Here is a 13,935-nt window from a genome sequence, read left to right as displayed (position 1 = left end):
CTTGGCTTCGCGCCCTGTCGGGGCGCACCCGGCTTCGTTGTTGGTTGCGGCGCGCCGGCCGCTCGTAGCTGGCGCATTCGCCAGCGAGGCGAACACGACGCGGGCGGATACTCCGTCGCCGGCCTCCATTCTGCAATGGCGCGCTACTTCCGCAGCTCCATCTGGATCGGCCCCTCGCGCTCCCCGCGCGCGAACTGGTCCACCATGGCATTGCCCGTGTCGCCGAGCGCGTTCGCCGGACCGGTCCAGACGATGCGGCCCTTGTGGATCATCGCCGCGTCGTCGCCGATGCGGCGCGCACTGGCCATGTCATGCGTGATGGAGAAGGCGGTCGCGCCCAGCTTCTTCACGCAGTCCACGATCAGCCCGTCGATGACGGCGCCCATGATGGGGTCGAGGCCCGTGGTCGGCTCGTCGAAGAAGATGATGTCGGGCTGCGCCGCGATCGCGCGCGCCAGCGCCACGCGCTTCTGCATGCCGCCCGAGAGCTCGGCGGGCGAGAGGTCGCCCACGCTGGCCGCGAGGCCCACCTGCTCCAGCACCTCGGCGGCCTTCTCGCGCGCGGCGGCGCGCGTGATGCGCCGCTGCGCCAGCAGCTTGAAGCAGACATTCTCCCAGACCGGCAGGCTGTCGAAGAGCGCGCCGTTCTGGAACAGCATTCCCGTGCGGTCGAGGATCGCCGCGCGCTCCTCGCGCGACATCTTCGCGACGTCCCGCCCGTCGATCTCGATGAGCCCCTCATCGGGCCGGATGAGGCCGAGGATGCACTTGATCGTGACCGATTTGCCGGAGCCGGAGCCGCCCAGGATGACCATGGAACGGCCCGCGCGCACGTCGAGGTCGACGCCGTCGAGCACCACCTTGTCGCCGAAGCGCTTCTTCAGTCCGCGCAGGCGGATTTTCAACGCATCGCTCATCGGCTGAAGAACGCCTCGGTGATCACGTAGTCCAGCGCCAGGATCAGGATGGAGGAGGCCACCACCGCCCGCGTCGTCGCCTGGCCCACGCCCTGCGCGCCCCCCTTGCTGTTGTAGCCGCACCAGGTGCCCATCAGCGCGATGAGGAAGCCGAAGACCGCGGCCTTCACCAGCCCGCTCACCACATCCATGGTCTGCAGAACGTCGAAGGTCCGCGCGAGGTAGATCTGCGGCACGAAGCCCAGCTTCACCGTGCCGATCAGGAAGCCGCCGAAGACGCCGAGGATATCCGCCACGACCACGAGCAGCGGCATGGCCAGCGTCGCGGCCAGCAGGCGCGGCGCGACGAGATACTTCATCGGATCGGTGCTGAGGGTGGTCAGCGCGTCGATCTGGTCCGTCACGCGCATGGTGCCGATCTCGGCCGCCATGGCCGCGCCGATGCGCCCGGCCACCATCAGCCCCGCCAGCACCGGCCCCAGCTCGCGCGTCACGGAGAGCACGACGACGGAGGCGATGGCGCTCTCGGCATTGAAGCGGGAGAAGCCGGTGAAGCTCTGCAACGCCAGCACCATGCCGGTGAAGAGCGCCGTCAACGCGACCACGGGGAGCGAGAAATAGCCGATCTCGACGAAGTGGCGCCCGAACTGCCGGAAGGGGAAGCCCGGCCGGACCAGATGCGAGGCGCCGGCCAGCGCGAAGAGCGCGACGTCGCCGAGCGTGCGGCAGGCCGAGATGAGCGCGCGTCCGATCAGCGCGAGGAGGTCCAGGAACCTGGTCATGCCGGAAGGTACCGGCGCTCGTAGCGATTGCCCAGCGAGGTCAGGATCTCGTAGCCGATGGTGCCGCAAATCCGGGCCAGCGCATCGGCATCCTGGGCGGGGCCGATGATCTCGACCAGGTCGCCCACCGCCGCCCCGGGCGCGTCGGTCACGTCGAGGGTGATGAGGTCCATCGAGACGCGGCCCACCATCGGCACGGCTTTCCCGCGGATCACGCCCTTCGCCCTGCCGTCGATGGCGCGCGGCAGCCCGTCCGCATAGCCGGCCGCGATGGTGGCGATGCGGCTCGGCCGCGCGGCCATCCAGGTACCGCCATAGCCCACCGTCTGCCCCGCGGCGATCGTCCGGAGCTGCAGCACCGGCACCTCGAGCCGCACGACCGGCTCCATCGGATTGGGCTTCCCCGGCGTCGGGTTGATGCCGTAGAGGGCGCAGCCCGGCCGGGCGAGGTCGCTCGCATAGCGGCCGCCGAGGAAGATGCCGGAGGAATTGGCGAAGCTGCGCCGGGCGCGCGGGAGCTTGAGGCAGGCCTCGGCGAAGCGGTCGGCCTGCACGGCATTCAGCGGATGGCCCGGCTCGTCGGCCGCGGCGAGGTGCGTCATGACATAGAGCAGCTCCGTCCCCTCCAGCGGCGAGGGATCGCGCGCGAGCGATTCCAGCTCCGAGGCGTCGAGCCCGAGGCGCGACATGCCGGTATCGACCTGCAGGATCGCCTGGCCCTGATGCGCGCGCAGCTCCTCGAGGCTGTTCAGCACCGGCGTCAGGCCGTGGCGGCGCGCGCGGGGGAAGCCGCCCAGCACGGCGATCATCGGCTCCGGCCCGAGCACCTTGCGCAGCGCGATCCCCTCGCGCGGCTGAGCCACGAAGAAATGCCGGCAGCCCGCATCGCGCAGCGCCGTGGCGACCGGGCCGGCGCCGAGCCCATAGGCATTGGCCTTCACCACCCCCGCCACCGCGCCCGAGGCGTGGATCGCGCAAAGCTTCCGCCAGTTGCGCACGATCGCGCCGAGATCGATGGTCAGCAGGCCGCGCGACATTCAGTCGCCATAGCTTTGCACATGCTCGGTGTCGAGGTCGCCGAAGCGGGTGAACTCCGCCTCGAAGAAGAGCGGGATCGTCCCGGTGGGGCCGTGGCGCTGCTTGGCGATGATGAGGTCCGCCTTGTTGTGCGCCCGCTCCATGTCCTGCTGCCAGCGCGTCATGGCGTCCTGGAACTTGGAATCGTCGGGGAAGTTCGTGATCTTGGGCTCGCGCTGCTTGAGGTAGTACTCGTCGCGATAGACGAACATCACGCTGTCGGCGTCCTGCTCGATCGAGCCGGATTCGCGCAGGTCCGACAGCTGGGGCCGCTTGTCCTCGCGCTGCTCCACGGCGCGCGAGAGCTGGGACAGCGCGATGACCGGCAGCGAGAGCTCCTTGGCGATCGCCTTCAGCCCCTGGGTGATCATGCTGATCTCCAGCACGCGCGACTCGGGCCGCGTGCCGGCGGCCGGCCGCATGAGCTGGAGATAGTCCACCACCACCAGCCGCAGCCCGCGCGTGCGCTGGATGCGCCGGCAGCGGGTGCGCAGCGCGGAAAGCGTGATGGCCGGCGTGTCGTCGATCAGCAGTGGGAGCTGAGACAGCTCGCGGCTCACGCCCACGAAGTGGTCGAACTCGCGCTGGCTGATCTCGCCGCGGCGGATGCGGTCGCCCTGGATGCGGCTGGCCTCGGACAGAAGGCGGTTTGCCAGCTGGTCCGAGCTCATTTCCAGTGAGAAGATGGCGACCTGGCCGGTGCGCTGGCCGGTCTCCTCGGCCTCCCGCATGAGGGCCTTGGCCGCCCCATAGGCGATCTTGGTGGCGAGGGCGGTCTTGCCCATGGCCGGGCGCCCGGCCAGGATCATGAGGTCCGAGTCGTGCAGCCCGCCCATCTTGGCGTCGAAGTCGCGCAGGCCCGAGGCGAGGCCCGAGACGCCGCCGCCATTCTCCTTGGCCTTGGCCGCGATCTCCACCGCGCGGGTCAGCGCGCGCTCGAAGGTGATGGCGCCGCCCTCGGCCGCCTTCTCGGTCGCGAGGTCGAAGAGGAGCTGTTCCGCCGCCTCGATCTGCTCCTTGCCCTCCAGCTCGGGCTCCGAGCCGAAGGCGCGGTTCACCACCGTCTCGCCCAGGTCGATGAGCTGGCGCCGGATGTAGCAGTCGTGGATGAGGCGGCCGTACTCGCCGGCATTGACGATGCCGACCATGGCCGAGAGCAGCTGCGCCAGATAGGCCGGGCCGCCCACCTCGGCGAGCTCGCCCGTGTGCTCGAACTCGCGGCGCAGCGTCACGGCGTCGGCGAGCTGGCCGTTCTCCACGCGGCGGCGGATGGCGGTGTAGATGCGGCCATGGATGGCGTCGGCGAAATGCTCGGCCTCCAGGAACTCGCTGACGCGCTCATAAGCCTTGTTGTTGGCCAGCAGCGCGCCGAGCAGCGCCTGCTCGGCCTCGAGGCTGGCCGGGGGCAGGCGCGTGCCGAGGCCGAAGAGGCCCTGGCCCTCCGAAGGGGGGATATTGTTCATGCGGCGGGCATCCTACCCGGGATGGGGGCGCCTCCGCCACCGGACCGGGCTGTGGATAGCGGGGGCGGAAGGTCGATGGCTCCCCCCTTGGTCGCCCGGCAGGAATTTCAGCTTCTCGCATGTCCGGGATCTACGCGGCCGGCCGAATTCGAACGGCCAGCGACATTCCCAGCCCGCACAGCACCGCCATGGCGAGGAAGGCATGCCCGCCCACCGCCGCATAAAGCAGCCCGCTCGCCCACATCAGCCCGCCCGAGGCTGCGCTCACGGCCGAGGCGACCAGCGTCTGCGCCCGCGCGCCGACATGCGCGGGCAGGCCCAGCAACGCCTGCATCGTTGCGAGGTGCATGGCCCCGAAGGTCGCGCCGTGCAGGATCTGGATGGGGAGCAGCAGCGCGGGCTCGGTGGTGACGGCGAAGACGCTCCAGCGCAGCAGGCCGGCGCCGGCGGCCAGCATCACCAGCCCGCGCACGCCCAGCCGCAGCACGAAGGGCTTCCCATAAAGAAAGAGCAGCACCTCCGACACCACGCTGAAGCCCCAGAGCACGCCGATGAAGCCCGTGCCCAGCCCCGCCGCCTGCCAGTGCAGCGTCGAGAAGGCATAATACATCGCGTGGCTGCCCTGGATCAGCGCCGCGATGGCGAGGATCCGCACGAAGCCGGGCTCGCGCAGCGGCGCCCAGAGCGAGCCCTTCGCCACCACGCCCGGCCGCCGCGTATCGGGCAGGCGCAGCGCCAGGATCGCGGTGGCCACCAGCGCCCCGGCCAGGATCCAGGCCGCCATGCGCGGCCCGGCCAGCTGCGCCGCCTGGCCCGCCAGCACGGCGCCCAGGATATAGGTGACCGAGCCCGAGGCCCGGACCCGCGCATAGTCGAAGCCGTGTTTACGGACGGCGCCCACCGCCAGCGCATCCGTCAGGGGGACGACCGGCGCCATGGCGATGCTGTGCGCGACCTGCACCGCCGCCAGCAGCGCCAGCCCCGCCGCCAGCCCGAAGCCCGCCGCCCCCGCCGCCGCGACCAGCGCCGCCGCCGCCAGGATCACCCGCGCATCGCCCATACCGTCGGCGATCCGGCCACCCAGCGGGGCCGCCAGCAGGCGCATGATGGAGCCCGCCGCCATGACGCCGCCGACCTGCCCGGAGGTCAGCCCGCCCTCGGCCAGGATGGCCGGCAGGAAGGGCATCATGGCCCCGATGCCCAGGAATTGGGCGCCGTAGATCAGGGCGAAGCTGCGGGGAGGGGACACCGGCGGCAATCTCTCCCCGGACCCGCCAAGTTGCAATCACCCGCGCTTGGTCCATAAGGCTCCGGACTTTTGCTGGAATACGGTCATGTTCGACGCCCGCGTGAAGGCCATTCTCGGCCCGACCAACACCGGAAAGACCCATCTCGCGATGGAGCGCATGCTCGCGCATTCGTCGGGAATCATCGGCTTCCCGCTCCGCCTCCTGGCGCGCGAGAACTATGACCGCATGGTAGCCCAGAAGGGCGAGGCGAATGTCGCGCTCATCACCGGCGAGGAGAAGATCATCCCGCCGGAGGCGAAGTGGTTCGCCTGCACGGTCGAGGCCATGCCGCTGGACCGCAGGGTGGAGTTCCTCGCCGTCGACGAGATCCAGCTCTGCGCCGACCCCGATCGCGGCCATATCTTCACCGACCGCCTGCTGAATGCGCGCGGCCTGGTCGAGACGATGTTCATGGGCGCCGAGACCATCCGCCCGCTGCTGCAGCGCCTCGTGCCGCAGGTCGAGATCGAGACGCGCCCGCGCCTCTCCAAGCTGGCCTATGCCGGCCCCGTGAAGCTCACCCGCCTGCCGGCCCGCAGCGCCGTCGTCGCCTTCTCCGCGCAGGAGGTCTACGCGATCGCCGAGGCCATCCGCCGCCGCCGGGGCGGCTGCGCGGTCGTGATGGGCCGCCTCAGCCCCCGCACGCGCAATGCCCAGGTGACGATGTACCAGGACCGCGAGGTCGATTTCCTCGTGGCGACGGATGCCATCGGCATGGGCCTCAACATGGATGTCGATCACGTCGCCTTCGCCAGCCTGCAGAAGTTCGACGGCAATTCCCCCCGTGCCTTGTCCGCGCAGGAGGCCGCGCAGATCGCCGGCCGCGCCGGGCGCGGCATGCGCGACGGCACCTTCGGCACCACCGCCGAATGCCCGCCCTTGTCCGACGAGATGGTCTCCAAGATCGAGGGACATCATTTCGAGCCGCTGCAGGCGCTGGTCTGGCGCAACAGCGATCTCGACTTCTCCAGCATCGACGCCCTGCTCGACAGCCTGGGCGCACCCTCGCCCCAGCCCGGCCTGACCAAGGGCAACGACGCGACCGACCATATCGTGCTGAGCCAGCTCGGGCGCGAGGACGCCATCCGCAAGCTCGCCGCGTCGCGGGCCCGGGTCGCGCTGCTGTGGGAGGCCTGCCAGATCCCCGATTTCCGCAAGCTGGCGGACGACACCCATATGCGCCTCGTCGGGCGCATCTTCACGCATCTGGCCGAGGACGGCGTGCTGCCGAGCGACTGGATCGCCTCGCAGATCGCCTCCTGCACCAGCACCGAGGGCGACCTCGACACGCTGATGTCGCGCCTCTCCGCCATCCGCGTCTGGGCCTATATCGCCGCCCGCGCCGACTGGGTCCGGGATGCGGCCGTCCAACAGGAGGCGGCCCGCGCCGCCGAGGACGCCGTCAGCGACGCCCTGCACGAGCGCCTCACCGCCCGCTTCGTGGACCGCCGCGCGGCCCATCTGATCCGCAGCCTCGACAACACGCAGGACGAGCTCCTCTCCGCCGTCACCCGCCAGGGCGAGGTGGTGGTCGAGGGCCACAAGGTCGGCCAGGTCGTCGGCTTCGAATTCGTGCCCGAGCTGGGCGAGGGCGGCGACGAGGAGAAGAAGCTCATCCTCCGCGCCGCGCGCCGCGCGCTCGTGCAGGAGATTCCACGCCGGCTTGCCGCGCTGGAGACCGCCAAGGTCGAGAGCCTGGCCCTGACCTCCGAGCACCGCATCACCTGGGACGGCGCCGAGATCGCCCGCCTCAAGATGGGCAGCGAGCCGGGCAAGCCGCTCATCGAGGTCCATGCCTCCGAATTCCTCGACGGTCCGCAGCGCGAGCGCGTGCGGGCGCGGCTGGCCGGCTGGATCGAGGGCGTGCTTTCCAAGGATCTGGCGGCCATCGCGGCGATCGAGGCCAAGGCCGCCGAGGACAACACGCTGCGCGGGCCGGCCTTCCAGCTGCGCGAGACGCTGGGCCTGAAGCCCGGCGACACGCGCAACAACATCGGCCACGAGCTGCGCGCCAAGCTGAAGGCGATCGGCATCCGCGCCGGCCGCTTCGCGCTCTACGTGCCCGAGGCGCTGAAGCCGCGCCCCATGGCGCTCCGCGCGCAGCTCTGGGCGCTGAGCTACGACCTGCCGACGCCGCCGCTGCCGGCACCGGGCCTGGTCTCGATCCCGGCGGACGGCGTGATGGCGCTGTCCTGGCCCGAGGGCTTCGGCCCCATCATGGGCTGGGTGCCCGCCGGCCCCGTGCTGCTGCGCCTGGACGTGGCGGAGCGCGTGGCGGCCGAGCTGGGCTATCTCACCCGCCGCGCGCCCGCCCCGCTGCCGCCCGAAATCCTGGGCCGATTCGGCATCAAGGGCGACATGCTGGAGCCGGTGCTGAGCGCGCTCGGCTTCCGCCTGATCCCCTCCGAGGTGCTGCCCGAGGACATGCAGGGCCCCGTGCTGCCGGCGATGGTGGCCTGGGCGCGCCCCGCCGCGCCGCCGCGCCGGGATCGCCAGCATCAGCCCAATCGCGGCCGTGGGCCGAATCCGAACCAGCGCCGGGAGCAGGCCGGTGCCGCCGAAGGGACCGCGCCCGCCGCCGGCGAGGGCGCGGCTCCGGCCGAAGGATCGGAGGCGCCGCGCCGCCAGGACGGCCCCCGCCGCGACCGCCATCGCGGGCCTTTCCCCGGCAAGGGCGGCCCGCGCCATGGCCAGGGCCAGGGTGGCGCTCCGCGCGAGCCGCGCGCGGATGCGGGCGCGCCGCGTCCGGCCGGCTCGAACGAGGGCACGCCCCGCCCCGAGGGACAGCGCAACGACGGCCCGCGGCGCGAGGGCGGCGGCAACCGCTGGGACGGCCCCCGCCGCGACGGTCCGCGCCGTGACGACCGCCGCGGCGGCCCGCCGCGCGACCGGGACCGCTCGGGCGGTCCCGAGACCCGGACCTTCCACGAGGACCGGCCCTCCACGAGCGCGGAGGACAGCCCCTTCGCCGCGCTGATGAAGCTCAAGCTGAAATAGCGCATGGAGGCAGGGGCGGATTTCCGGCGCCTCGACACCTGGCTCTGGCATGCGCGCCTGGCCAAGTCCAAGCCGCTCTGCGGCGCGCGCGTCGAGGCCGGTGGCTTCCGCCTCAACCGCCAGCCGGTCACCAAGGCCCATGCGCGAATCCGCGTGGGCGACGTGCTCACCTTCGGGTGGGACGGCCCGGGGGGCGTCGAGGTGCGGGTCTGGCGCGTGCTGGCGCTGGGCGACCGGCGCGGGCCGCCCGCCGAGGCCCGGGCGCTGTACGAGGAAGTCCGGGAGGGGGCGGACGTGACCCGGGCACAGCTATGATCCACCGGCGCTTGTCAACGTGACGCCCCGGCGTCATTTCTACCGCGACTGCGAAGATCGGGAGCTGCCTTCGTGACCTATGTCGTCACCGAAAACTGCATCAAGTGTAAGTTCATGGATTGCGTCGAGGTCTGTCCCGTCGACTGCTTCTACGTGGGCGAGAACTTCCTGGTCATCCATCCGGATGAGTGCATCGACTGCGGCGTCTGCGAGCCGGAATGCCCCGCCGAGGCGATCCTGCCGGACAGCGACGACAAGGCGACGCCCTGGCTGGAGCTCAACCGCAACTACGCCAGGACCTGGCCGAACATCACCCGCAAGGGCGAGCCGCCGGCCGACGCGGAAGAGTGGAAGGGCAAGCCCGGCAAGGCCGAACTCCTGAGCCCGGAGCCGGGCACGCCCTGAGACGAGGAGGCCTGGGCGACGCGGCAATGCCTCTCTCTGCGTGACATGGCGCGTTTTTTGTGCTATATGATCGCGACGGAAGCGCAAATCCCCACGGCGATAAGGCAAAGGCGCCAAGGGGTTCAGCGCGTTCGGCTCCCTCCTCACTGGGTTGCAGGAGTCTCGTCGCACATGGCCACGTCGCCTCGGAGTAAGCCCTCGTCCGCGCGTGCCAGAAAGGCCCCGTCCCCCGTCAAGAAGCCGGCCGCCAAGGCCAAGCCCGTGAAGGCCGCCGCCAAGCCGGCCCCGCAGCGGGCCGCGCCCAAAGCGGCATCCAAGCCGCCGGCGACATCCAGGTCAGGCCCATCCAGGCCGGCGGTCCGGGCGGCGGCCAAGCCGGCTGGGAAAGCGGCGAAGCCGGCGGAGCGGAAGGCGGCCCAGGCCCCCCCGGCTCCAACCCGCGCGGCTCCAACCCGTCCGGCGCCGAAGCCCGTCAAGGCGGCGGCACGCAAGCCGGTTCCGAAGACCGTGGTCAAGCCAGCTTCAAAGGCAGCCGCGAAACCGGTTCCGAAACCCAGGCCGGTGGCCAAGACGGCCGCGGCACCCAAAGCCACTCTTACGAAGGCAGCAACCCGTCCAGTGACCAGCAGCAAGGCCTCCCCGGCCACCAAGTCCCCTCCCAAGGCCCCCGCCAAGCCCCTTTCTGCCGCCGCGAAGCCCGTTCCGGAAGAGGCGCCGAAGCCTGTCGCGGTCGAGAGGCCCGAGCCGGCTCCCGCCGCGCCGGCGCCGGTTGCGCCGGCTGCCCCGCGCCCCAACATCATCGTCGCCGCGCCGCCCAACATGCCCATGCGCAGCGGCGGCAATCCGATGTCCCCGCGCCCGCCCATGGGAAGGCCCAACATGCCGCCATCCTTCGCGGTCCGCAGCCCCGGCCGTCCCGGTTTCGCGGAAGCGCAGTCCGGCCCGCCGCGCCCGCCGGCCGCCAAGATCGAGCTCAAGGCGGGCGACCACGTCGTCTATCCGACCCACGGCGTCGGCACCGTGCAGGGCATCGAGATCATCGAGGCCGCGGGCATGGAACTGCACATGATCGTCGTCACCTTCGAGGAGAACCGCATGACGCTGCGCGTTCCCGTCAACAAGGTGCCCACGGCCGGCCTGCGGAAGCTGTTCACGCAGAAGGAGTTCGAGGCCGCGATCGACACGCTGAAGGGCCGCGCGCGCATCAAGCGCACCATGTGGTCGCGCCGCGCGCAGGAATACGAGGCGAAGATCAACAGTGGCGACCCGATCCAGATCGCCGAGGTCGTGCGCGACCTGCAGCGCAATGCCGGCCAGCCCGACCAGTCCTTCAGCGAGCGCCAGATCTACGAGCAGGCGCTGGAGCGCCTAGCGGCGGAATACGCGGCCATCGAGAAGATCGACAAGCTGACCGCCAGCGACCAGCTCGTCGCCTTCGCCAAGGCCAGCTGAGCGGACCATGACCGTCGAAGCGCCCTCCTCCACCATCGAGGAGGTGATCGCCGATCTCGAGGAGGGATTTTCCCTCTTCGACGATTGGGAGGACCGCTACCGGTATCTGATGGACATGGGGCGGGAGCTTCCCGTGCTCACTCCGGAGGAGAAGGTGGAGGCGAACCTTGTGCCGGGCTGCCAGTCGCGCGTGTGGTTCGTCCCGACGCGCGACGGCGACCGGCTCTTCTTCCGCATCAACAGCGACGCCGCGATCGTGCAGGGGCTGATGGCGCTGGTGCTGCGCGTCTTCAACGGCCGCACGGCCGAGGAGATCCGGGAGGCGGATCCCAACTTCCTCCAGCGCCTGGGCCTGGGCGAGCATATCAGCCTCTCGCGCCGCAACGGCGTGGCCTCCGTTCTGGCCCGCATCCAGGCCGCGGCGCGCGGGTGACGGAGCGCCATCGCTGCCGCTGGTGCGAGAGCGACCCGCTGCTGCGCGCGTACCACGACGGCGAATGGGGCGTCCCCGAGCGCGATTCCCGCGCCTTATGGGAGCTGCTGAATCTGGAGGGCGCGCAGGCCGGGCTGGCCTGGATCACGGTGCTGCGCAAGCGCGAGGGCTATCGCCGCGCCTTCGCGGGCTTCGACCCGGAGAAGGTCGCGGCGTTCGGTCCGGCGGATGTGGAGCGGCTGATGGGCGATGCCGGGATCATCCGCGCCAGGGCGAAGATCGAGGCCACCATCGGCAATGCGCGCGCCTACCTCGCCATGCAGGCCGCCGGCGAGGATTTTTCGGACTTCGCCTGGGACATGGTCGGTGGCGGCACGATCCAGGGCGACGGGGCGACCGTGCCGGCGAAGACCGAGCTTTCGGAGCGGATGTCGAAGGCGCTGAAGAAGCGCGGCTTCAAGTTCGTGGGGCCGGTGATCGTCTATTCCTGGATGCAGGCGGCCGGGATGGTGAACGATCACGCGAGGGATTGCTTCCGGCGCTGAGGGCTCCGCCCGCTGGGCGGCGTCGAGATCCGCAAGGCCCGGCCGTGCTCGCCGGGGATGGCTCACCCTCGGCCGATTTCCTCCAGGTCGAAGGGCGTCGTCTGGTAGAGCTCGTTGATCCAATTGCCGAAGAGCAGGTGCGCATGGCTGCGCCAGCGGTTGCCGGGCGGGCGCGAGGGGTCGTCCTCGGGAAAATAGCCGAGCGGCTTGGCGATCTTCTTCCCCGCGGCGAGATCCCGGAAATACTCCTCCGCCAGCGAGCTGGAATCGTATTCGATGTGGTTGAACATGTGCAGCGCGCGGTGCGCCGGGTCTTCCAGCAGGCAGAGGCCCGCCTCCTCGGATTCCATCAGCACGCGCAGCCCGCTGCCGGGCGGGATGTCCTCCCGCCGCACCTCGGTCCAGCGCGAGACGGGAATCGCGAAATCGTCCGAGAAGCCGCGCAGATAGGGCGAGGCCGGCGCGAGGTTCAGGTGCCGGTGCACGCCGAAGGCCTTCTCCGGCAGCGGGTATTTGGGCATGCCGTGGAAGTGGTGCACCGCCGCCTGCGCGCCCCAGCAGACGTGGAAGCTGTGGTGCACATGGGTCTGCGTCCAGTCGAAGACGCGGCGCAGCTCGTCCCAGTAGGTGACCTGCTCGAAGGGCAGGGTCTCGACCGGCGCGCCGGTGACGATGAAGCCGTCGAAGCGCTCGGCGCGGACATCCTGCCAGTCGCGGTAGAAGGAGAGGATATGCTCGCCCGACGTGTTGCGCGCGACGTGGTTGGTCATCTTCACCAGCGTGAGCTCGACCTGCAGCGGGGTTGCGCCCAGCAGCCGCGCGAACTGCGTCTCGGTCCGCACCTTGTCCGGCATGAGGTTGAGCAGCCCGATGCGCATGGGGCGGATGTCCTGCCGCCGGGCGTCCGCCTCGCGCATCACCATGACGCCCTCGGCCTCCAGCGTGGCGCGGGCGGGCAGGTCGTCGGGAATCCTTATCGGCATCGGCGGGAAAATCCTGAAGCCATGTGCGTCCTCCGTGGCATCGGAGCGGAACGGACGCCGTGGCTGGGACCCGTTGGTTGCCGGTTCGGCCACATCCTCCCTTGCGGGAGCGCCACCTTGCCCGGGAGGCAGGTTGGCGTCGGGCGTCGGCCCAACTCCTGATGTGCCGCCATGCGTAATCGGGGCGCCGCGGATTGGCAACCGGGAGCATGGTCCCGGCCGGCTACTCCCAGATCACCGAACGGTCGATCGCCTCCAGGGACGCACAGCCGGTCAGCGCCATGGCGATCTCCAGCTCGGTGCGCAGGATCTTCATCACATGCGCCACGCCCACCCCGCCGCCGACGGCGAGGCCGTAGAGACAGGGCCGGCCGACCAGCACGGCCTTCGCGCCCAGCGCCAGCGCCTTCAGCACGTCGCTCCCGCGGCGGATGCCGCCGTCCATGAGCACGGGGATGCGGCCCGCCACCGCCTCGGCGACGCGCGGCAATGCCTCGATGCTGGCAGGTGCCGTGTCCAGGGCGCGGCCCCCGTGGTTGGAGACGATGATCCCGTCCACCCCCTCCGCGACGGCGCGGGCGGCATCGGCCGGGGACATGATGCCTTTCAGCACCACCGGCAGGTCCGTGACGGAGCGCAGCCAGGCGATGTCCTTCCAGGTGGCCGCGGGGTCGAGCAGGCCGCGGAACACCTCGCTTTCATGCGGCTCCGCCCGCGGGGGAGGGGGCGCGGCCATGCCGCGCAGGTTCACGGCCTGGATTCCCGGCGGCAGCCGGAAGCCGAGGCGCTGCTCCTGGTTGCGCAGCGTCACGGGGGCGTCGACGGTCAGGACGAGGGCGCGGTAGCCGGCATTGGCGGCGCGCTGGACCAGCGACCTCGTGAACTCCCTGTCATGCTGCAGGTAGAGCTGGAACCACAGCGGCGAGGTCGCCTGGCGCGCCACCTCCTCCAGCGGGACGCTGGCCTGGGTGCTGACCACCATGCCGGCCCGGATCGCGCCGGCCCCGAAGGCGGTCGCCAGCTCGCCCTCGGGGTGCACGAGGCGATGGAAGGCCACGGGCGCCAGCAGCATCGGATAGTCGAAGCTGTCGCCGAAGAGGGTGACGCGCGTCTGCGCGCCGGCCATGTCGGCCAGGACGCGCCCCTGCAGGCGCAGCCGCCCGAAAGCCGCGAGATTGGCGCGCAGGGTCAGCTCGTCGGCCGAGCCGGTGGAGATATAGGCCCAGGCGTTCTCGCCCATGCGCTGGCGCGCGACAGGCTCGTAATCGGCGAGGCTG

The 13,935-nt window shown here is 70.8% G+C and carries 14 protein-coding genes and 1 riboswitch; of the genes, 6 read left to right on the top strand and 8 right to left on the bottom strand.

Going from position 1 to position 13,935, the window contains the following annotated elements; genetic code table 11:
- Positions 1-143: 143 nt before the first annotated feature.
- The 5 genes from EJV46_RS19530 to EJV46_RS19510 all read right to left on the bottom strand — a co-directional run bounded on the left by EJV46_RS19530 (position 144) and on the right by EJV46_RS19510 (position 5,488).
- A complete protein-coding gene (locus EJV46_RS19530) occupies positions 144-917 on the bottom strand; it encodes an ABC transporter ATP-binding protein (RefSeq protein ID WP_131550387.1) in 774 nt (257 codons plus the stop codon).
- The gene (locus tag EJV46_RS19525; RefSeq protein ID WP_131550386.1) at positions 914-1,699 is read right to left on the bottom strand and encodes an ABC transporter permease; all 786 of its coding nucleotides are present in this window, start codon (positions 1,697-1,699) and stop codon (positions 914-916) included. Before EJV46_RS19525 ends, EJV46_RS19530 begins: the two co-directional genes overlap by 4 nt.
- Positions 1,696-2,736, bottom strand: coding sequence for an alanine racemase (gene alr, locus EJV46_RS19520; protein WP_131550385.1), 1,041 nt, complete (start codon positions 2,734-2,736; stop codon positions 1,696-1,698). Before alr ends, EJV46_RS19525 begins: the two co-directional genes overlap by 4 nt.
- Entirely contained in the window at positions 2,737-4,239 is a 1,503-nt protein-coding gene (locus EJV46_RS19515; protein ID WP_131550384.1) for a replicative DNA helicase, read from the bottom strand.
- 130 nt (positions 4,240-4,369) lie between these two features.
- Positions 4,370-5,488 (bottom strand): MFS transporter, encoded by a 1,119-nt coding sequence (locus tag EJV46_RS19510; RefSeq protein ID WP_131550383.1) that lies wholly within the window; start codon positions 5,486-5,488, stop codon positions 4,370-4,372.
- Positions 5,489-5,573: 85 nt separating this feature from the next.
- On the opposite strand from EJV46_RS19510, the gene EJV46_RS19505 reads away from it, so the two are divergent.
- The 3 genes from EJV46_RS19505 to fdxA all read left to right on the top strand — a co-directional run bounded on the left by EJV46_RS19505 (position 5,574) and on the right by fdxA (position 9,245).
- Complete coding sequence (locus EJV46_RS19505) at positions 5,574-8,525, top strand: helicase-related protein (protein WP_131550382.1); 2,952 nt, start codon at positions 5,574-5,576, stop codon at positions 8,523-8,525.
- Positions 8,526-8,528: 3 nt separating this feature from the next.
- A complete protein-coding gene (locus tag EJV46_RS19500) occupies positions 8,529-8,840 on the top strand; it encodes a S4 domain-containing protein (protein ID WP_131550381.1) in 312 nt (103 codons plus the stop codon).
- A 72-nt stretch (positions 8,841-8,912) separates the two neighbouring features.
- Positions 8,913-9,245: a ferredoxin FdxA gene (fdxA, locus tag EJV46_RS19495; protein WP_131550380.1), complete on the top strand. Its 333-nt coding sequence runs from the start codon at positions 8,913-8,915 to the stop codon at positions 9,243-9,245.
- Between the two features lie 143 nt (positions 9,246-9,388).
- Here fdxA and EJV46_RS19490 read toward each other — a convergent pair whose 3' ends face one another.
- The gene (locus EJV46_RS19490) at positions 9,389-10,126 is read right to left on the bottom strand and encodes a hypothetical protein (RefSeq protein ID WP_165585603.1); all 738 of its coding nucleotides are present in this window, start codon (positions 10,124-10,126) and stop codon (positions 9,389-9,391) included.
- Here EJV46_RS19490 and EJV46_RS19485 point away from each other — a divergent pair.
- The 3 genes from EJV46_RS19485 to EJV46_RS19475 are packed head-to-tail and all read left to right on the top strand — an operon-like array spanning position 10,125 to position 11,675.
- Positions 10,125-10,697 carry a CarD family transcriptional regulator gene (locus EJV46_RS19485; RefSeq protein WP_240782657.1) on the top strand — a complete coding sequence of 191 codons (573 nt, stop codon included), beginning with the start codon at positions 10,125-10,127 and terminating at the stop codon, positions 10,695-10,697. The genes EJV46_RS19490 and EJV46_RS19485 overlap by 2 nt on opposite strands.
- 7 nt (positions 10,698-10,704) lie before the next feature.
- Positions 10,705-11,130, top strand: a complete 426-nt coding sequence (locus EJV46_RS19480; protein ID WP_131550377.1) for a SufE family protein — start codon at positions 10,705-10,707, stop codon at positions 11,128-11,130.
- The gene (locus EJV46_RS19475) at positions 11,127-11,675 is read left to right on the top strand and encodes a DNA-3-methyladenine glycosylase I (RefSeq protein WP_131550376.1); all 549 of its coding nucleotides are present in this window, start codon (positions 11,127-11,129) and stop codon (positions 11,673-11,675) included. Before EJV46_RS19480 ends, EJV46_RS19475 begins: the two co-directional genes overlap by 4 nt.
- Positions 11,676-11,737: 62 nt before the next feature.
- Here EJV46_RS19475 and metA read toward each other — a convergent pair whose 3' ends face one another.
- Both metA and EJV46_RS19465 read right to left on the bottom strand, forming a co-directional pair.
- A complete protein-coding gene (gene metA, locus EJV46_RS19470) occupies positions 11,738-12,658 on the bottom strand; it encodes a homoserine O-succinyltransferase (protein ID WP_131550375.1) in 921 nt (306 codons plus the stop codon).
- 63 nt (positions 12,659-12,721) lie between these two features.
- Positions 12,722-12,828: riboswitch (SAM-I-IV-variant riboswitch) on the bottom strand.
- 53 nt (positions 12,829-12,881) lie between these two features.
- Positions 12,882-13,898, bottom strand: a complete 1,017-nt coding sequence (locus EJV46_RS19465; RefSeq protein WP_131550374.1) for an alpha-hydroxy acid oxidase — start codon at positions 13,896-13,898, stop codon at positions 12,882-12,884.
- Between the last annotated feature and the right edge of the window lie 37 nt (positions 13,899-13,935).

Origin of the sequence: Roseococcus sp. SYP-B2431, assembly GCF_004336745.1 — a bacterium.
Lineage (GTDB): Bacteria > Pseudomonadota > Alphaproteobacteria > Acetobacterales > Acetobacteraceae > Roseococcus.
The sequence above is the reverse complement of the archived record's forward strand: the minus strand, read 5'-3'. Positions and strand labels throughout refer to the sequence as shown.